16 protein-coding genes are annotated in these 19492 nt (G+C 68.1%); 7 read left to right on the top strand and 9 right to left on the bottom strand.

The window, feature by feature from the left end:
• Positions 1 to 36: 36 nt before the first annotated feature.
• Entirely contained in the window at positions 37 to 324 is a 288-nt protein-coding gene (gene groES / locus WKR98_RS27070) for a co-chaperone GroES (protein WP_087781765.1), read from the bottom strand.
• A gap of 349 nt (positions 325 to 673) precedes the next feature.
• Here groES and WKR98_RS27065 point away from each other — a divergent pair, with 349 nt between their 5' ends.
• Positions 674 to 1198: a hypothetical protein gene (locus WKR98_RS27065; protein ID WP_341435179.1), complete on the top strand. Its 525-nt coding sequence runs from the start codon at positions 674 to 676 to the stop codon at positions 1196 to 1198.
• A 176-nt stretch (positions 1199 to 1374) separates the two neighbouring features.
• On the opposite strand, the gene WKR98_RS27060 is transcribed toward WKR98_RS27065, so the two are convergent.
• The 6 genes from WKR98_RS27060 to WKR98_RS27035 all read right to left on the bottom strand — a co-directional run bounded on the left by WKR98_RS27060 (position 1375) and on the right by WKR98_RS27035 (position 9230).
• Entirely contained in the window at positions 1375 to 2685 is a 1311-nt protein-coding gene (locus WKR98_RS27060) for an HdeD family acid-resistance protein (protein WP_341435178.1), read from the bottom strand.
• Positions 2686 to 2693: 8 nt separating this feature from the next.
• Positions 2694 to 3929 (bottom strand): MASE1 domain-containing protein, encoded by a 1236-nt coding sequence (locus WKR98_RS27055; RefSeq protein WP_124691022.1) that lies wholly within the window; start codon positions 3927 to 3929, stop codon positions 2694 to 2696.
• Positions 3930 to 4012: 83 nt separating this feature from the next.
• On the bottom strand, positions 4013 to 4456 hold the full coding sequence (locus tag WKR98_RS27050) for a copper resistance protein NlpE (protein ID WP_341435177.1): 444 nt from the start codon (positions 4454 to 4456) through the stop codon (positions 4013 to 4015).
• A 97-nt stretch (positions 4457 to 4553) separates the two neighbouring features.
• Positions 4554 to 6185 (bottom strand): sensor domain-containing diguanylate cyclase, encoded by a 1632-nt coding sequence (locus WKR98_RS27045; protein WP_341435176.1) that lies wholly within the window; start codon positions 6183 to 6185, stop codon positions 4554 to 4556.
• Between the two features lie 87 nt (positions 6186 to 6272).
• Positions 6273 to 7430 (bottom strand): D-alanyl-D-alanine carboxypeptidase family protein, encoded by a 1158-nt coding sequence (locus WKR98_RS27040; RefSeq protein ID WP_341435175.1) that lies wholly within the window; start codon positions 7428 to 7430, stop codon positions 6273 to 6275.
• 3 nt (positions 7431 to 7433) lie between these two features.
• Complete coding sequence (locus WKR98_RS27035; RefSeq protein ID WP_341435174.1) at positions 7434 to 9230, bottom strand: chloride channel protein; 1797 nt, start codon at positions 9228 to 9230, stop codon at positions 7434 to 7436.
• Between the two features lie 82 nt (positions 9231 to 9312).
• Here WKR98_RS27035 and WKR98_RS27030 point away from each other — a divergent pair, with 82 nt between their 5' ends.
• Positions 9313 to 9765, top strand: a complete 453-nt coding sequence (locus tag WKR98_RS27030; protein ID WP_238160166.1) for a MarR family winged helix-turn-helix transcriptional regulator — start codon at positions 9313 to 9315, stop codon at positions 9763 to 9765.
• 13 nt (positions 9766 to 9778) lie between these two features.
• Here the strand turns inward: WKR98_RS27030 and WKR98_RS27025 are convergent, their stop codons facing one another.
• Positions 9779 to 10699: a LysR family transcriptional regulator gene (locus WKR98_RS27025; RefSeq protein ID WP_341435173.1), complete on the bottom strand. Its 921-nt coding sequence runs from the start codon at positions 10697 to 10699 to the stop codon at positions 9779 to 9781.
• 119 nt (positions 10700 to 10818) lie between these two features.
• Between WKR98_RS27025 and WKR98_RS27020 the strand changes: the two genes are divergently transcribed.
• Both WKR98_RS27020 and WKR98_RS27015 read left to right on the top strand, forming a co-directional pair.
• Positions 10819 to 11793, top strand: a complete 975-nt coding sequence (locus WKR98_RS27020; RefSeq protein WP_124691017.1) for a tripartite tricarboxylate transporter substrate binding protein — start codon at positions 10819 to 10821, stop codon at positions 11791 to 11793.
• A 41-nt stretch (positions 11794 to 11834) separates the two neighbouring features.
• Positions 11835 to 12359 (top strand): GlcG/HbpS family heme-binding protein, encoded by a 525-nt coding sequence (locus WKR98_RS27015; RefSeq protein ID WP_124691016.1) that lies wholly within the window; start codon positions 11835 to 11837, stop codon positions 12357 to 12359.
• 21 nt (positions 12360 to 12380) lie between these two features.
• On the opposite strand, the gene WKR98_RS27010 is transcribed toward WKR98_RS27015, so the two are convergent.
• Complete coding sequence (locus tag WKR98_RS27010) at positions 12381 to 13127, bottom strand: GntR family transcriptional regulator (RefSeq protein ID WP_161567914.1); 747 nt, start codon at positions 13125 to 13127, stop codon at positions 12381 to 12383.
• A gap of 207 nt (positions 13128 to 13334) precedes the next feature.
• Here WKR98_RS27010 and WKR98_RS27005 point away from each other — a divergent pair, with 207 nt between their 5' ends.
• The 3 genes from WKR98_RS27005 (at position 13335) to WKR98_RS26995 (ending at position 19476) form a co-directional block, all read left to right on the top strand.
• Complete coding sequence (locus WKR98_RS27005; RefSeq protein ID WP_124691014.1) at positions 13335 to 14396, top strand: aromatic ring-hydroxylating dioxygenase subunit alpha; 1062 nt, start codon at positions 13335 to 13337, stop codon at positions 14394 to 14396.
• The gene (locus tag WKR98_RS27000; RefSeq protein ID WP_341435172.1) at positions 14393 to 15559 is read left to right on the top strand and encodes an ABC transporter substrate-binding protein; all 1167 of its coding nucleotides are present in this window, start codon (positions 14393 to 14395) and stop codon (positions 15557 to 15559) included. Before WKR98_RS27005 ends, WKR98_RS27000 begins: the two co-directional genes overlap by 4 nt.
• Positions 15560 to 15726: 167 nt before the next feature.
• The gene (locus WKR98_RS26995) at positions 15727 to 19476 is read left to right on the top strand and encodes a nitrate reductase subunit alpha (RefSeq protein ID WP_341435171.1); all 3750 of its coding nucleotides are present in this window, start codon (positions 15727 to 15729) and stop codon (positions 19474 to 19476) included.
• Positions 19477 to 19492: the final 16 nt, after the last annotated feature.

The raw sequence follows: 19492 nt of genomic DNA, 5'->3' as shown, positions 1-19492 counted from the left end.
TTGAATGCTGGGGGATCGGACAGCGGGCCGCGAGGCTTACTGGATCACCGCCAGGATTTCTTCTTCACGGATGACGAGCAGTTCGTCGCCGTCGACTTTCACGGCCTGGCCGGCGTACTTGCCGAACAGGACCTTGTCGCCGACCTTGACGTCGACCGGCAGCACTTTGCCGTCTTCGGTCTTCTTGCCCGGGCCGACGGCCAGCACTTCGCCCTGGTCGGGCTTTTCGGCCGCGCTGTCGGGGATGACGATGCCGGACGCGGTTTTACGCTCGTTGTCCAGGCGCTTGACGATCACGCGATCGTGCAGGGGACGGAGGGCCATACAAACTCCTGATGTTCGAAGTTGACGTCTATTTGTCAGAAAAAGAGGCTGGAAAGCCGCATTTGGCCGGTGCCACGCCGTAACGCGGCGCCTCGGCCGGTTGCCGGAGGCCTGGACGCCGCGTGGGCGGCGTTGTTAGCACTCTCTGCAATCGAGTGCTAATTATAGGGATGGCATGGGGGGCTTTCAAGGGGGGTGGGTATTCGGGAGAGCCCTTACCCGGACCTTCTTGTCCCGTGGGCATTGCGGTCCGATGTTCCGCCCTGCGAATAAGGCCGGCGGGACATACTTGCCGCCTCACGGATTCATGGGCACGGAAGGGGCAATGGGGGTCAATTGGAACGAGGGCATGATGCGCTGGGCACCTCATGTCGATGCGGCCGGCCGGGTCTATCCACTGACTCACCTGCATCCTTTCCGGTATGAGTTGCCCATCAGCGACCAGAGGCGCGTCGAAATTCGCGTGGCATTCGCCATGCACTGTTTCACGCGCGCGCGTGCAGAGAGTGGTGGCCATTCACAGCTCTATAAGGATGAGCGCGAAACGCGCTGCTTCTGTCCCGGTCGTTATGCTTTGTCCCCGCGATTGCCGACGATTGCGCGTGGATTGGCCACCCGCAGGTGCGGCTACGCCAAGAATGAGAACTATGTGACGGTAGACGTGCCTGTCACTGAGGGGAAGACCGCGCTGTATGGCGTGTTTTTCAACGTCCTCAGGGTCAAGGATTCAGCCGGTCCGGCAGTGTTGCTGACCATCCAGAGTGCCTATGAACTGGCCTTGAGCCGGCAATTGTCCATGCGGGGCTCCATCAAGTTCACACGGCTGGTCGAACTGACGCTGCAGGGCGTCAAGCCTCGGCCTCCCAGGAGCTGAAAAAGCGAAGGCCCCCGAAGGGGCCCCGTAGTCTGGCTGTCTGTTGCCTCCGCTTTTGGCGGAACCGCTTGCGCGGCAGTCAACGCTTTTGCCCTTAGGCTCACCAGCTATTGCGTTGTCGTCATTATTGCTCGAATTCGAGCAATGGGCAATCGTCCGTGCGGGCCTGCCCCGCCTCAGGCCCCGCTACGCGAGGTCATGCGCGTGGCGGCCGCCAGGAAGCGCGAGACCCACGATTGCTGGACGGGATGGATGACCGCGCGCAGGGCCCGGCTGTAGTCCAGCGTCAGGCCGGGGGTCCAGGCCATGACCTGGGCGCGCTGGCGCACCTGCGCGGCGATCCACAGTTCGGGCATCAACAGGGTGCGCAGCACCTGCCGCACGCTGCGGCTGCGGTCGTCCAGCACGCCGTCCAGGGCGGATTCCAGCGCGTAGGAAACGGAGCTGGAGCAGTTGCGCCGCGTCAGGTTGTAGATTTCCTGGCCGCGGTAGCGCAGCCAGAAGTCCTGGAGCTTCTGGTGGTCGTACCGCTCGAACCTGACCTGCCAGTTCGACGGGCACCAGGCCTTGGACTCGGTCGCGTAGTCGGGCTGGAACTTGCCCGGGACGTCGTTCTCCTTGACCGCCTTCAATAGATTGAAGAACTCGGACGGCGATCGGTCGATGTCCACCGCGGGATACAGGCTGATGTAGGTCGAAGGCGGGACTTCCATGGCGGCGTGCCCGGTCGAGATCACGCCCTGCACGTCGACGGCGGCGATGTAGCGGTTGAACACCGGCCGCGACACGGTCTTGTCCTTGGCCGAGCCTTCCGGGGTCCAGACGTGGACGGTCAAGGGGCCGTCGGGCGCCGGCTGCTGCGCGGGCGGCGGCTCGCCGGCGTTCGTCCCGCGCAGATCCACGGGCGCCAGCAGGTCGAACATGGACGACTGCTCGCTCAGCTTCCGCGCCCGGGCGGCCACCCGCATGGTGTTGACGCCGGCGACCAGCATGGTGATGCCGATGAAGTACGAGACGGTGCCGGCGTAGTGGGTGGGGTAGGGCTGGAACAGGAACAGGCCGAACAGGACCTGGGCGCAGCCGCCCAGCACGGACAGGCGCCAGCGGTCGTAGCGCAGCACCCAGGCCGAGGCGATCTGGAACACGCCCAGCACGAAGTAGGTCAGGCCCAGGATGATGGCCAGCAGCAGGTTGCTGATGGATCCGCCGGCCAGGATCAGCAGGGCGACCAGCAGGAAGATGCCGCCCTTGAAGGCCAGCACCGCCTTCTGGGCGCCCATGCCGCTGCCGGCGACCGTCAGCGTGACCAGGCTTTCCAACAGCAGCAGCGCGCCGAACAGCGTCAGGGGGAAGTAGCGCGCGCCGTCCACGCCGTCCAGGGTGATGACCACGCCCAGGGCGGCCCAGACGAGGCCGACCAGGATGAGCAGATGGATGTTCCTGCGGACGAAGCCGGCGCCGAACAGAAGCAGGGCGAGCTGGATCATGGGTTCCCTTATGCGCCGTGGTGCGGCGTGGGCAGCCGCCAGCTGCCGATGATGAAGGCGCCGTCGGGCCCCATCATGGCCCCCCGGTTCAGGTCGACGACGGTCGTCCAGTGGTCGGGCGCGGTCGCCAGGCGGAACGGGAACGGGCGGTCCAGCCCGGGCGTTCCGTCGGCGGCCCGCAGGCGTTCCCGCAGGCCCTGGCGGTCGTCGGGGTGGACCTGCCGCAGCACTTCGTCCAGCGTCCCGGGGCCCGGACGGGCATCGGGCGGCGCGTCCCAGACGATGGTGCCCGAGGCGAGGTCCAGCCGGTACAGGGTCTCGCGGCCGTCGGCACCGGCCGTGCGCGGGCGCCGGATGCCGCGGGTCAGCACCCGCACGAAGACCTGCAGCATGGCGACCGAAACCAGGTAGCACTGGACCAGTAGCAGGGGTTCGCCCGGCAGGAAGCCGCGCAGGAAGAAGGGGCCGCGCCCGGCGTTGGAGTGGTAGATGACGATGGCCGCCATGGTCAGCACGGCCAGCGAACCCATGCGGTTGCCGCCGCTGAGCGTCGCCACGGTGGCCAGCGCGAGCGGGATGCAGGCCAGCCCCAGCAGCAGCGGGGCTTCGGACGTGGACGGGCGGTGCACGCCGAACACGTACCAGGTCATGGCCGCCAGCAGCAGCCAGGCGGCGATGCCCACGGTGCGGCCGATCGGCCCCGGCGGCGCCTCGACCGTGCGAAAACCCATGAATCCCATCAGCACCGAGACGCCGAACAGCACGCCGGTCACGGTGGCGGCCCACCATATCCACGCCAGGTCGGAGACGGCCTCCCACAGGACTTCGTGCTTGATCAGCGCCAGTCCCGCGCTGCCGGCCACGGCGGCGAGGGCGCTGACCACGAAGGTGACGGCCACCCAGCCGAGCACCGCGTGCAGATCGTCCCGGCCCTGGGCATAGCGCTGCGAGAGCCAGGCGATGCCGAGCGTGGAGGCGAGCGACAGGCCGGCGAGCCAGGCCGAGGGGACCAGGGGATGGCCGGTCAGCGCGGACAGGCCCAGGTCGGCGGCGAACAGCGCGGCCACCAGGGGCGCCCAGGCGCCGCGCGGCATGGCGAAGAAGGCGGCGACGGCGACGCCGGCGGGGAACCAGACGAAGGACACCTGCGTGACGGGATCGTCCAGGGAGAACGACAAATAGGCGCAGGCCACATAGAGCGCGGCCCAGAGCGCGAGGCGGCCAAGCAAGCTGGCGAAAGGCATGGCGGTTCCCGGTAGTTGTTCTTGTGGCCGTCGAAGCGGCTTTGCCCAGGCGAAAGTATAAGGAAAAAAGATGACACGGCCGCTTAACGGCCGGGGTTCTCCACCTTCTGCAATTCATGGTTGCCGGCCAGCGGACCCTGGGGACGCGTGCCGTCCACATAAAGCTGGATGAGCCGCCCCTCGGCCACGAAATACTGCCGTCCGTCGCCGGCCTGGTCCAGGGTGATGCGCGTGCCGTCGGGCTGCCATGTGAAGCTGCCCTCGACGCGGTCGGCGCGCGGCTGGCGGTCGAGATACTGGGTCTCCAGTTCGTAGCGGCCATCCTGGCGCAGCGTGAGCCGGGTCCGGATGCCGGGGCAGTCGGCGCAGGGAAGCGTGCCTTCGTAGACGCCGTCCCAGTCCAGCGCGTTGCGGGCGTTGTGCGCGTCGGCGATGGGGCTGGCGGCTGGCGTGTCGTGTTCCCTGGGCGGCGTGTCGCAGCCGGCGATGAGTACGGCGGCGAGGCACGCGAAGGCGGCGGTTTTCATGATGGCTGCTCCGGTTGCCGGCGCGCGCGAGGCGCGGGGCTTCTCGCCAACGGTAGCAGGCGACGGCGGCCGCGCCGGCAACCGGATGTAAGGAGGTTCAGAACAAGGGGCGTTCCCGTGTCCGTTCGCCGGCGTCGGGGTCGAGCACGGCCTGGTTGCGGCCGCGGGACTTGGCGGCGTATAGCGCCGCGTCGGCGCGGCTGATCAATTCTTCCAGCGACGTGCCGGAGTGCGGGAAGACCGCGATGCCCGCCGAGGCGCCGACCTTGGGCGAGACGCCGGGATAGGGCTCGGACAGCACCGCCACCAGGCTGTTGGCGACGGCCTCGGCGGCGGCGGGACCGGCGCCGTCCAGCAGCACCATGAACTCGTCGCCACCGTAGCGGGCGACCACGTCGGAATGGCGGATGGCGTCGGCCATGCGGCGCGCGGCGATCTGCAGCACGGTATCGCCGGTGCCGTGGCCGTGGACGTCGTTGACGGTCTTGAAATGATCGAGGTCGATGGCCACCAGGGCGAGCGACGCCTGGGACCGCTGCGCGGCGGCGATCGCGCGGCGGGCCAGTTCCGCGAACAGGACCCGGTTGCTCAATTGGGTAAGCGGGTCGTAATAGGCAAGCTGGCGCGCGTGCTCGAGCGTATCGGCGGCGTGTTCGATGGCCTCGGCCACGGCCGCCGTTTCCTTGAAGTGCGGCGGCGGCACGCCGATGCGATGGCCGACGCCCAGCGCCAGGGCGGGTTCCACGAGGTTGCCCACGGCCTGTTCGATCCGGCGCGCCAGCCGGTATGCCACGCCCAGGCCGAGCAGGATGGCCAGCAGGCCGCCGCCGACCACCCAGGCCATGGCCCGGTAGAGATCCCCCGTGAAGGCGGCGGTGGGAGCGCCCACGGCGATCGTCCATTGGGTGGTGGCCAGGTGGCTGAACGCCGTCAGGACGGGGATGCCTTCCTTGGTCAGGCTTTGCAGCGTGCCTTCGCGCTCGCTTCGCACCGCGTTGGCCAGCGAGGACACGGCGCGCTGGCCGACGAACCGCGCCTCGTCGCGGGTCCGGCCGAGTATGGTCGCGTCGCGGTCGAGCAGCGCGGCCACCCAGCCTTCGCCCAGGGCATGGCGGTTCATCAGCGCGCTCAGGCGATCCGAGCCGAGGTCGGCGAAGAGCAGATAGCGGACTTCGTCGTCGATCAGGACGGGTACGCCGACGATGATCGTGAGGCCACGGCCATGCCGAGGCGGGCCCAGCCTTGCGACCAGGGGATGGCTGCCGCCGCTGGAGACCTGCGGCAGGTCGGGCAGCCTGGTCGGAAGGGGAAGGGCGCCGGGATAGGACTGCGAGGTATCCAGCACCTCGTTGCCGCTGATGTCCGTCAGGACGTAGCGATCGATGTCCTGGTACTTCAGCGCCTCGATGGCCCGCCGGTGGAACGACGCCAGGTCCGCGCGCACCAGATCGGTGGAGCTTGCCAGCACGCGCAGGCCGGATCCGATGCTTTCCAGTTCCTGGTCCAGGTCGGCGGCCACGCTGCGGGCGGTCAGGATGGTTGTTTCATAGATGCGCGTCTTGCGCAGCGCATAGGTTTCGTACACGGCCAGGCCGGCGACCAGCGTGGCGGGGAGCGTGCAGACGACGACCAGGGCGAGCAGGCCGACGCGTATCGAGATCGTTCCGCCGCGCCGGGCATGGCCGGCCGGCGTGTCGGATGAAGGGGACTGCGCTGGAACGGATGTCATCTGCCATGGAGCGGGACTGCGTGGCCCGCTGCCTTGTTTTTGCCCAGCCTACCATGCGAGACATCCGTTGCAAAATCCGTGCGCGCCTCAGGCGCCCAGGCCGCGCAGCCACAGGCGCAGTCCGTCCCAGGTACGGCCGAACCACGATGCCGCCGGCACCGGCTGGAGGGCGACCAGCGGCAGGCGCCGGGCCGGTTCGCCGTCCACGCGCACCTCGAGCTCGCCCACGCGCTGTCCCGCCGCCAGCGGCGCGATCAGCGGCGAGGCCGGATGCAGGGTGCGTTCGATCCGTGCGCCCGGGCGCACGGTAATGTAGGTATCGCGCTGGAAGCCCATCGGCACGGTCGAGCGGGCGCCCTTCCAGACGCGCGGCGAGCCGACCGGGGACCCGCCCGCATAGAGCCGCACCGTTTCGAAATTGCGGAAGCCCCATTCCAGCAGTTCGCGGCTCTGCTGGGTGCGGTCGCGATCCGAGGCGGTGCCGACCACGACCGAGACCAGCCGCCGCTGCACGCCGGCGCTGGCGCGCCGCGCGGTCGCCACCAGGCTGTATCCGGCCGACTCCGTGTGGCCCGTTTTCATGCCGTCCACGCTGGCGTCCAGCCACAGCAGCCGATTGCGGTTGGGCTGCGTGATGCGGTTGTAGGTGTATTGGCGCGTGGCGTCGTAGGTGCCCGCCAGGTCGGGGAAGTCGCGCACGATCCGGGCCGCCAGCACGGACAGGTCGCGCGCGGTCGAATACGTTTGCGGATCGGGCAGGCCGTGGGGGTTGGAGAAGTGGGTCGAGGCCAGGCCCATTTCTCCGGCCTCCTGGTTCATGCGTGCGACGAAGGCCTCGACCGACCCGGCAACGCCCTCGGCCAGCGCGATCGCGGCGTCGTTGCCCGACTGTACCAGCAGCCCGTACAGCAGTTCGTCGACGCTGACCTGCTTGCCGGGTTCGAGGAACATGCGCGAGCTGCCCGGCGCCACCTTCCAGGCCCGTGTCGAGACCGTGACCCGCGTGTCGCGGGCCACGGCGTGGTCGCGCAGCGCCTGGAACACGACGTAGGCCGTCATCATCTTGGTGAGCGAGGCCGGCTCGATGCGCTTGTCCGGATCGTGCGCGCCCAGCACCTGGCCGCTGGTGGCATCCAGGAGCAGCCAGGCGCGGGCGGACAGGGCGGGGACGGGTACGGGCTGGGCGGCGGCGGTGGCGGTGCAAAGGGCGCAGACCAGCGCCGCCGCCATCTTCGATATGGGCATGTCTTAGCGGATGTCCTGAGTGGGGGGGCGACCGGCGTCCGCGTTCCATCGGAAATAGGCCATGCGATCGCGCTCTTCAGCCAGGCGCAGTGCCCGCAGCCGCAGGAGATCCTTGCGGCCCACGAGCCCCACCAGCTTTCCGCCGGCGCGGTCGACGATGGGCACGCGCCCAACGCCCGCGAGCGCCATGCGGTCGGCCAACTGGCTGGCGAGTTCGTCCGGATAGGCGACCAGAAGTTCCCGGTCGGCCAGCAGTTCGCCCATGGGCTGGTCGCGGTCTTCCTGTTCCACCGTCCAGGCCAGGCTGTCGGCGCGGGTGACTTCGCCCACCACCACGCCTTGCGCGTCCACCACGGGATAGCTGGTGTGGCGGCGCTCCAGCGTCGTGAAATGCTCCACGGCCTGGCCGACCGTCATCGACGCCGGCAGCGTTTCCACCTGCCGCGTCATCAGGTCGGCCACCCGCACGAGATCGAACGGATCCACGTGGTATTCGCGGGTGATGTGATGGCCGCGGCGGGCGATCTTCTCGGTCAGGATGGAGCGCTTGAGCAGCAGCACCGTCACGCCGTAGGCGAACGCGCAGGCAGTCAGCACGGGCACCATCACGCCGAAGTTGCCGGTCAGCTCCACGGCGAACAGCGTGGCGGTGAGCGGCGCGCGCATGGTGCCGCCCATCATCGCCGCCATGCCCAGCAGGGCCCAGAAGCCGGGCGCGGCTTCCGGCATGACAGGCGTCGCCAGGGCGCCCAGCGCGCCGCCGAAGATCAGCAGCGGGGCCAGCACGCCGCCCGAGGTGCCCGAGCCCAGCGCCACGGCCCAGATGACGACCTTGACCGCCAGCAGGAGCAGCACCGCGTGCAGCGCCAGGTCGCCGGCCAGCAGGTGGCGGATGTTGTCGTAGCCCACGCCCAGCGCGGCCGGTTCGATCAGGCCGCCCAGCCCGATGACGAGACCGCCGATGGCGGGCCACCACATCCAGTGGAAGGGAAGCTTGGCGAAGCCGTCTTCGGCGGCGTAGACCAGCGTCGTCAGCACGCCCGATCCCAGTCCGGCGACGATGCCGAGCGCGGCGAAGGCCGCCACGTGCGCGGCCGAGACATCGACCGAGCCGGCATAGGGGAACAGCGGCGCGCCGCCCATCACGAGCGGGCGGACGGCGGCGGCGACCACGGCGGCCACCGCCACCGGCAGGAAGCTGCGGGGCTTCCATTCGAACAGCAGCAGTTCCACCGCCAGCAGCAGCGCGGCCACGGGCGTGCCGAAGATGGCCGTCATGCCCGCCGCGGCGCCGGCCACCAGCAGCGTCTTGCGCTCGGCCGAACTCATGTGGACCATCTGCGCCAGCAGCGAGCCGATGGCGCCGCCGGTCATGATGATCGGTCCTTCGGCGCCGAACGGGCCGCCGGTGCCGATCGATATCGCCGACGACAGCGGCTTGAGCACCGCCACCTTGGGCTGGATGCGGCTGCGGCCGATCAGGATGGCTTCCATGGCCTCGGGGATGCCGTGGCCGCGGATCTTCTCCGAACCGTAGCGCGCCATGAAACCGATGATGAGGCAGCCTGCCACCGGCACGAACACCGTGGTCCAGCCCAGCGGCGTGCCGGCGATGGGGAGGTCTTCGAGCGACAGGCGGCCGTAGTAGGCCAGGTTGGTGCACAGCGTGATCAGCCGCAGCAGCAGCCATGCGGCGCCGACGCTGCACAGGCCGATGGCCGCGGCCAGGGCCATGAGCAGCAGGACTCGACGGTCGGTCGTGAAATCGCCGAGCCGGGAAGCGGGAACGGAATGAGACATGATGAAGGAGGGAAGGGAAGAGGGCGCCCCGGACATGGGGCGGCCATATATATCGTACCACGACATATATTAGAATGCCCCGGTGAAGAAAGCCGCTTCCTCGTCGCGCGGCGCGCGACCCAGCCTGTCGACCGCCGACTATGCGCTGCTGGCCGAGTTCCGCTACGCCCTGCGCCGCTTCATCGCGTTCAGCGAGGACGCCGCGCACGCGATCGGCCTGGCGCCGCAGCAGCACCAGGCCTTGCTCGCCATCAAGGGCGCGCCGGGACGCGATGGGCTGTACGTGGGAGAGATCGCCGAGCGCCTGCTGATCAGGCCGCATTCGGCCGCCGAGCTGGCCGGGCGGCTGGTGCGCATGGACCTGGTCGCGCGCATGGCGGATCCCGACGACGGCCGCAAGGTGCGGCTGGTGCTGACGGCGCATGCCGAACAACTGCTGGAGGAGTTGTCGGCGGCGCACCTGGAGGAACTGCGGGCGATCAAGCCGCTGCTGACGCGGCTGCTCGCGCGCTTCGACGACGGCGCGGCGGACTGAACGTTCCCGCCCGTCAATCCCTGGCGGACGCGCGGCGCAGCCGCCGGATGCCGGCGTGCCCCAGGACGAAATCCATGAAGGCCTGGGCCGCCGGCGAGACCGCCACGGTGGCGCGGTGCACGATCGACACTTCGCGCCGCACGACCGGGTCCTGCAACGGTTTCCAGGCGATCACGCGCCGGTCGGCCAGCGCGGTCGCGTAGCCGGGCACGATACCCACCCCCTGCCCGGCCGACACCAATCCGATCAGCGTGCCGACGTAGGTCGCTTCCCCCGCCGGATCGAGCGCCATGCCCGCCGCGTTGCAGCCCCGCTCGGCCAGCTCGCGGAACACGCTGCCGCGCGGCAGCGTCAGCACGCGTTCCTGTTCCAGCCGGCGCCAGGGCAGGCGCCGCGCGCGCGCGAATGGATGGTCCAGCGGAAATATCGCGACCAGCGATTCCTCGAACAACTGTGTGTGCTGCAACTCGGCCTCGGTGCGCCGGAAGGTGCCTATGCCGAGGTCGGCCGCGCCGCTGCGGACCTGCGGCAGCACTTCGTCGGGCAGTGAATCCTTCAAGACGAGTTCGATGCCGGGGTGGCCGGCCCTGAAATCCGCGACCAGCGGCGGCAGCAGGGTGCCGGACAGCACGAGCGGCGCGGCCACGACCACGCGTCCGCGCTGGTGCGCCACCCATTGGTCGACGTTGGCGATGGCGTGGCCGATGTCGTCCAGGATGCGCTCGGCGCTGGCCAGGAATTCCCGGCCGACGGCGGTGACGCTGACGCTGCGCGTGGTGCGGTCGACCAGGCGCGTGCCCAGTCCCGTCTCCAGTTCGCGGACCAGCAGGCTGAGCGCCGACTGCGTGACGTGCATGGCGTGGGCGGCCTTGGTGAAGCTGCCCAGCCGCGAGACGAGCACGAAGGCTTGCAACTGACGCACCGTCAAATTCATGAGATCAGCTCATTTCTGGATAAGAAATATTCGTTTGAATTATAAGTGAGCCGATCGTGTAATACGGCCATCCGTCATGAGAGCGGCCGGGCGGACCGGCCCCAGTCCAGGGAGACACGATGAATCACCGCACATGGCTGGCCGCGTTCTGCGTGGCCGCATCCGCGTGCGTGCCGGCGGCGGCCGGCGCGCAGGACAAGTATCCTTCCCAGCCCATCAGGATCCTGGTGGGCTTTCCGCCGGGCAGCTCCACCGACGTGGGCACGCGCCTGATCGCCGGCAAGCTGGCGGCGGAACTGGGCCAGAGCGTCGTGGTCGAGAACCGGCCGGGCGCGAGCAGCGACATCGCGGCGCGCGCCGCCGCCAGTGCGCCCGCCGACGGCTACACGCTGTTCGTGGTCACCATCGCCAACGCCATCAATTCCAGTTCGCGCAACCCCGATCTGGTGGACGTGGTCAAGAGTTTCGCGCCGGTGGGGCTGGTGGGCAACGTGCCCAACGTGCTGGTCGCCCACCCGTCCCGCAACCTGAAGTCGGTGGACGACCTGATCCGCGCGGCCAAGGCCAGGCCCGGCGGCATCACGTTCGCCTCGTCGGGCAACGGCACCTCGCCGCATCTGGCGGGAGAACTGTTCGCCAGCAAGGCGGGCGTGCAGTTGCTGCACGTGCCCTATCGGGGCAGTTCGCCGGCCATGGCCGACCTCCTGGGCGGCCAGGTCGCCATCATGTTCGCGCCCGCGTCCACCGCGCTGCCGCACATCCAGTCCGGCAAGCTGGTGGCGCTGGCGGCGGCCAGCAAGGACCGCATCGCCGCGCTGCCCGACCTGAAGACCTTGTCGGAACTGGGACTGAAGGACTTCGACACCTCGGTCTGGTTCGGCCTGGCGGCGCCGGCGGGGACTCCCGATGCGGTCAGGCGGCGGCTGTCAGCGGCCATCCAGTCCGCGCTCGATACGCCTGACCTGCGGGCACAGTTCCGCGCGCAAGGCATCGAACCGTTCAAGGCCGGTCCCGAGGAAACCGCCCGCTACATCCGGGCCGAGGTCGACAAGTGGGCCGAGGTCATGCAGGCGGCGGGCGTCAAGCTGGAATAACCCCAAGCGGGCCTCATCATCACCACAGGAGCAAGACAAGCATGGCAAGAATCCAACTGGCCGAATGCCGGGAATTCATGCGCGCGGCGCAGGAAAAGGCGCTGGAGATGGGCGTGCCGGTGTCGATCGCGGTCGTCAGCGCCGAAGGGCACCTGATCGCGCTCGAGCGCATGGACGACGCGGGCTTCATCACCCCCGACACGGCGCGCGGCAAGGCCTATACCGTGGCCGCGTTCCGCTCCATGAGCCCGCGCTTCCAGGACGGGTTGATCATCCAGCAGTGGTTCAAGGAGCGCAATCCGCAGATGCTGATGAACGCCTCGGTGTTCACCAACGGCCAGGTCGTGGCCTCGGGCGGATGCGCCCCGGTGTTCAAGGGCGACGAGATGGTCGGTGCCTACGGCATCAGCGGCGCGACCTCGGACCAGGACGAAGTCATCGGCCGCTACGCGCGCGAGAAGGCCGGCTGGGCGCACAAGCCCGCCACCGACGACACGCCGGAGGACGTGAAGCGGCACGTCAACGAGATCTACGCCAAGGTCGGCCTGGGCGACCGCGCCCTGTAGGCAGGCGCTGTGCGCCCGCCCTCAGGTCCGGCGGGCGCGCAGCGCGGCTTCCAGCCCGCCGGGAAGCGCGACCGGCTCCGGCAGGTGCAGCATCAGGTTGAGGTATTTCCACGTCGAGCGCGAATGCTCGATCATCAGCGCCTGCGCGCGCGTTCCTTCCCGGTTCTCGATGGCGTCGACGATGTTGCGGTGCTGCTCCTGCGCGCCGCGCAGGATGTCGCGCACGCTGGCCTCGGCCGACGCGGGAACGTTGGTGAACGAATTGTTGACCGAGAAGGGAATGGCCACCAGCCGCTCGAGCGCCCGGGCCACCATGGGGCTTTGCGCGGCGCCGCAGATCAGGTCATGCAGCCGGTCGTTCAGGACGACGTAGTCGTTCTGGCGCCCGGCGACATCGGACGATCCCACCACTGCATCCAGTTCTTCCAGGCATTCGTGCATGGCCTTGAGGACGCGCGCCGGCGCGCCTTTTTCGGCGGCCATCCGCGCCGCCATGCCCTCCAGCGTGCCGCGGATCGAGATGGCGTCGAACACGTCGTCTTCCGTGAAGCTGGACACCACATAGCCGCCCGAGGGCTGGAGGGAGATCAGTCCTTCCTCGCTGATGCGCTGCATGGCGGCGCGGGCCGGCGTGCGTGACACGCCGAAGGCGTCGACCAGCGCCTGTTCCAGCACCCGGTCGCCGGGTTTGAGCTTGCCTTGAACGATCAGGCCGCGCAGTCCGTAGACGGCTCTTTCGGTTTGCGACAGGTTGGGATCGATGTCCATGTGAGAGCGTGAGGCAGGGAAGCGGCCATTATGGTCCAGAACCTTCATTTTCCGTTTTTCGAATACGTTGCGTATACAAAAATAGGGGTTTATGCGTAATAAATAAGCAAAAAATTGTCTTATTCAAATTTTACGTATACGCTGATTGGAAAATAAAGAACATGATTCCGTAAAAAAGTTTCCCCATCGTCCGCCAAAGGAGGCGAAATGTTCGTCAAGAATGCCTGGTACGTTGCCGCCTGGGCGAGCGAGGTGGAGGCCGCGCCCTTCTCCCGCACCCTGTGCGGTGTGCCCGTCGTGCTGTTCCGGGATCCGGGCACGGGCAAGGTGGCTGCCTTGCTCGACCGGTGCTGCCACCGCGGCACGCCCCTGCGGTTCGGCCAGGTCGTGCCGGAGGGCCTGGAGTGCGGCTATCACGGCATGGTGTTCGACGCGGCGGGCGCCTGTGTCCGGATTCCCGGCCAGGCCTCGATTCCACCCAAGGCCAGGGTGCAGTCGTTCCCGGTGGTCGAGCAGGACGAGCTGGTGTGGATATGGCTGGGCGAGCCGCAGCAGGCCGATCCCGCCCGCATCGTCTCCTACCCCTTCCACAACGATCACGCCGCGTGGCCGCACAAGTGCCAGGTCTATCACGTCAAGGCCAGCTCCATGCTGCTGGTGGACAACCTGATGGACCTGACCCACCTGGCCTTCGTCCACAAGAACACCATAGGCGGCAATCCGAAGGCGCATGTGGAGGCCAGGATGACCGTCACGCCCGCCGACGACGGCCTGCACTTCATCCGCTGGCTGATGGACTCCGCACCGCCTCCCACCTACACCAAGGCGGTGTCCCTGGCCGACCGCATCGACCGGTGGATGGAGTTCCAGTACATCGCGCCGGGCGCGGTACTGCAATGGACCGGCGGCATAGACAGCGGCAAGGGCGCGGTGGAAAACCGCGACCAGCCGGGCTTCTCGCTGCGCATCTTCCACGGGCTGACGCCGGAAACCGAGACCACCTGCTTCTATTTCTGGTCGGCGGCCAACGGCTACCGGCAGGACGACCCCGCCGCGACCGACGCGCTGTTCCACGAGATCGACACGGCCTTCCGCGAGGACAAGGCCATCGTCGAGGCCCAGCAGGCCATGCTGGCCGACCGCGGCGAACAGGGCCTGATCGACATCGTCTCGGACGCCGCCCGGATCCACATGCGGCGCGCGGTCAAGCGGATGATCGCGGCGGAAACCCAGGCCGAAGCCGGCCACACTCCAGGAGCAGGAGCATGACCATGCACGTATCGCGATCCCTCGTTCTGGCCGCGCTGTTCGCCTGCGGCGCCGCCGCGGCGGCGCCGGTGAAGATCGGTTTCCTGTCGACCTTCTCGGGCCCTGGCGCGGCGCTGGGCGTCGACCAGTACGACGGCTTCATGCTGGCCGTGGACCAGGAGAACGGCCGGCTGGGCGGCGTCGAGGTCAAGGTCCTGCGCGAGGACGACGAGATGAAGCCGGAGAAGGGCGTGCAGATCGCGCGCCAGCTGATGGTGCGGGACCAGGTCCCCATCGTGACCGGCATCGTGTTCTCGAACGTCATGATGGCCGTGCATCGGCCCATCACGTCGGGCAAGGTCTTCCTGGTCGGCTCCAACGCCGGCCCGACGCCGATCACGGGGAAGGGCTGTTCGCCCTTTTTCTTCTCGACCTCGTGGAACAACGACCAGTTGCACGAAGCGGCCGGCGAACTGGTCAACCGCATGGGCTTCAAGCGGGTCTATCTGCTGGCGCCCAACTACCAGGCGGGCAAGGACGCCATGGAGGGGTTCAAGCGCACCTACAAGGGCGAGATCCTGGGCGAGGCCTTCAGCCGCGTGAACCAGCCGGACTATTCGGTGGAGATCTCCAACCTGGCCGCGGCCAGGCCGGATGCGATCTATACGTTCTACCCGGGCGGCATGGGAGTGAACTTCACCAAGCAGTACCAGCAGGCCGGCCTGATGACGAAGATCCCGATGATCTCGGTCTCGACCATCGATGGCTCCACGCTGCCGGCCCTGGGCGACCTGGCCCTGGGCGCGGTCACGAGTTCGCCCTACGCGCCGGACCTGGACAATGCGGCGAACCGCGAGTTCGCCGGCGCCTTCCGCAAGAAGTACGGCCGCGAGCCTTCCCTGTATGCGGCCCAGTCCTACGATGCCGCGCGCCTGATCGCCTCGGCGCTGCGGCGCACGGGCGGCAATGTCGACGACAAGGCGGCGTTCCGCGCGGCGTTGAAGGCGGCGGACTTCCAGTCGGTGCGCGGGTACTTCGCGTTCAACACCAACCAGTTCCCGATCTCGCCGTTCTATCGCGTGGACGTGGTCAAGAACCAGGACGGGAAGGCGGCGCTTTCCAGCAAGGGCGTCATCTTCGAACGCAGCCGCGACTCCTTCGCGCAGGAGTGCCGGATGGATTGAAGCGCCTGGCCGGCTGACATCCGCATGTCGTTGACTATCGATCGAAACACTTGTTAACGTAGGCCCGCACGACCGCTCGTGCGGCCTTCATCGCACCCCCCGCTCTTTCCGCCTTGCCGTTCCGCCCAGCCGGCCCATGGCCGTCGACGACGTCTGGAGGTACCGCGGTGAGTTACCTGATCGATCGCCTCAAGTATTTCAGCCGGATCAAGCAATCGTTCTCCGGCGGCCACGGCACCGTCGTCCAGGAGGACCGGTCCTGGGAGAACGCCTACCGGGACCGCTGGCAGCACGACAAGATCGTGCGCTCGACCCACGGAGTGAACTGCACCGGCTCCTGTTCGTGGAAGATCTACGTCAAGGGCGGCATCGTTACCTGGGAAACGCAGCAGACCGACTATCCGCGCACGCGGCCGGACATGCCCAATCATGAACCGCGCGGCTGTTCGCGCGGCGCGTCGTACTCCTGGTATCTGTATAGCGCCAACCGCCTGAAGTACCCCATGCTGCGCGGCCGCCTGGCCCGCATGTGGCGCGAGGCGCGCAAGACCATGGCGCCGATGCAGGCCTGGGAACACATCTGCACTACGCCGGCGCTGGCGGCGGAGTACAAGTCCATGCGCGGCATGGGCGGGTTCGTGCGCACGACCTGGGACGAGGCCAACGAACTGGTGGCCGCCGCCAACGCGTATACCGTCAAGCGCTACGGCCCCGACCGGGTGGTCGGGTTCTCGCCCATCCCCGCGATGTCCATGGTGTCCTTCGCGGCCGGCAGCCGTTATCTCTCGCTGCTGGGCGGCACCATCCTGAGCTTCTACGACTGGTACTGCGACCTGCCGCCATCCAGTCCACAGACCTGGGGCGAGCAGACCGACGTGGCCGAATCCGCGGACTGGTTCAACGCCAGCTTCATCATGATGTGGGGCTCGAACGTGCCGCAGACGCGCACGCCCGATGCTCACTTCATGGTCGAGGCACGCTACCGCGGCGCCAAGATCGTGTCGATCTTCCCGGACTACGCGGAAGGCTCGAAGTTCGGCGACATCTGGCTGCATCCCAAGCAGGGAACCGACGCCGCGCTGGCGATGGCGATGGGGCACGTCATCCTCAAGGAATACCACCTGGGCGGCAAGAGCGAGTATTTCCGCGAGTACTGCCGCCGGTATTCCGACATGCCCTTCCTGGTCTGCCTGGAGCGCCACGGCGACCGCTACGTGGCCGGGCGCTTCCTGCGGGCGGCGGACCTGCCCGACGCGCTGGACCAAACCAATCATCCGGACTGGAAGACCGTGGCCATCGACGAGCACTCGGGGCGGCTGGTCGCGCCGCTGGGCTCGGTTGGCTTCCGCTGGGGCCAGAAGGAAGGGGGCGACCAGGGCAAGTGGAACCTGGAGTCCCGCGACGCCTCGGGCGGCGATGTCAGCCTTCGACTGTCACTGGTCGGCAGCCACGACGACGTGGTGCCGGTGGCCTTTCCCTATTTCGGCGGGGCCCAGCACGACTATTTCCAGGGCACCGACCACGACGAGGTCCTGCTGCGCAACATGGCGGCGCGGCGGGTGGCGACCCGCGAGGGCGAGGCGCTGGTGGTGACGGTATACGACCTGCTGATGGCCAACTACGGGCTGGACCGCGGCCTGGGCGGCGGCAACGTGGCGGCGTCCTACGATGACGACGTGCCCGGCACGCCGGCCTGGCAGGAGCGCATCACCGGCGTGCGGCGCGACGACGTCGTCACGGTCGCGCGCCAGTTCGCCGACAACGCCGACAAGACGCAGGGCCGGTCCATGGTGATCCTGGGCGCGGGCCTGAATCACTGGTACCACATGGACATGGCCTATCGCGGCATCATCAACCTGGTGGTGATGTGCGGCTGCGTGGGCAAGTCGGGCGGGGGCTGGTGCCACTACGTCGGGCAGGAGAAGCTGCGGCCGCAGACGGGCTGGACCACCGTTGCCTTCGGGCTGGACTGGGCCCGCCCGCCGCGGCACATGAACGGCACCTCGTTCTTCTACGCGCACACCGACCAGTGGCGCTACGAGAAGCTGAAGGTGCAGGATCTCCTGTCGCCGCTGGCCGACGCGGCGCAGTTCCAGGGCACCATGATCGACTTCAACGTGCGCGCCGAACGCATGGGCTGGCTGCCGTCCGCGCCGCAGTTGCAGACCAATCCGCTCGAGGTCGTCCGGGCCGCGCGCGCGGCCGGGCAGGAGCCGGCGGCCTACGTGGTGCAGGCGCTGCGCGAGGGGCGCCTGAAGATGTCCTGCGAGGACCCCGACCATCCCGACAACTTCCCGCGCAACATGTTCGTCTGGCGCTCCAACCTGCTGGGGTCCTCGGGCAAGGGCCACGAGTATTTCCTCAAGCACCTGCTGGGCGCGCGCCACGGGGTGCAGGGCAAGGACCTGGGCGAGACCGGCCAGCAGAAGCCCGACGAAGTCGCCTGGCGCGACGAGGCGCCTCAGGGCAAGCTCGACCTGCTGGTCACGCTGGACTTCCGCATGTCCACCACCTGCATGTATTCCGACGTGGTGCTGCCCACGGCCACGTGGTACGAGAAGAACGATCTGAACACCTCGGACATGCATCCCTTCATCCACCCGCTGTCGGCGGCGGTGGATCCGGTCTGGGAGTCGCGCAGCGACTGGGAGATCTACAAGGGCATCGCCGCGGCCTTCTCGGGCATCGCGCGGGACGAGCTGCCGGCCGCGCAGGACCTGGTGCTGACGCCGCTGCAGCATGACACGCCGGGAGAGCTGGGCGACCCCTATGGCGTGCGCGACTGGAAGCGCGGCGAGACCGAACCCGTGCCGGGCAAGACCATGCCGTCGATGACGGTGGTCGAGCGCAACTATCCCGAGCTGTACCGCCAGTTCACCTCGCTCGGCCCGCTGACGCGCAAGCTCGGCGTGGGCGGCAAGGGCATCTCGTGGAGCGCGGACAGCGAGTGCGACCTGCTCGCGCAGCTGAACTACGCGGTGGACGAAAGCGGCCCCAGCCACGGCCTGCCGCGCCTGGACACGGACATCGACGCGGCCGAGGCCATCCTGACCCTGGCCCCGGAGACCAATGGCCACGTGGCCGTCAAGGCCTGGGAGGCGCTGTCGGCCGTCACGGGGCGCGACCACACCCACCTGGCGGCCCCGCGCGAGCACGAGAAGATCCGCTATCGCGACATCCAGGCGCAGCCGCGCAAGATCATCTCGTCGCCGACGTGGTCGGGCGTGGAGTCCGAGCACGTGAGCTACAACGCCGGCTACACCAACGTGCACGAACTCATACCCTGGCGCACCCTGACGGGCCGGCAGCAGCTCTACCAGGATCATGCGTGGATGCGCGCCTTCGGCGAAGCCATGTGTACCTACCGGCCGCCCGTGGATACCGGCTCCATCCGGCCCATGCTGGAGGCCCCGCGCGACAACGGCAATCCGCAACTGGTGCTGAACTTCCTGACTCCGCACCAGAAATGGGGCATCCATTCGACCTATACCGACAACCTGCTCATGCTGACGCTGTCGCGGGGCGGCCCCATCCTCTGGATGTCCGAGATCGACGCGGCGAAGGCCGGCATCGCCGACAACGACTGGATCGAGGCGTACAACGTCAACGGCGCGCTGGTGGCGCGCGCGGTGGTCAGCCAGCGCGTGCCGCAGGGGATGACGATGATGTATCACGCCCAGGAGAAGATCGTGAACACGCCGGGGTCGGAAATCACAGGCACCCGCGGCGGCATCCACAACTCGGTGACGCGGATCGTGCTCAAGCCCACGCACATGATAGGCGGGTACGCCCATCTTTCGTACGGCCTGAACTACTACGGCACGGTGGGTTCGAACCGCGACGAGTTCGTGATCGTCCGCAGGATGGCCAAGGTCGACTGGCTCGACACGCCGGCCGCAGCCCAGGCAACCCGCTAGAGATCGGGAGACGACG

The organism is Pigmentiphaga sp. YJ18 (assembly GCF_038066655.1).
In the GTDB taxonomy this organism is placed as follows: Bacteria; Pseudomonadota; Gammaproteobacteria; order Burkholderiales; family Burkholderiaceae_B; genus Pigmentiphaga.
The sequence above is the reverse complement of the archived record's forward strand: the minus strand, read 5'-3'. Positions and strand labels throughout refer to the sequence as shown.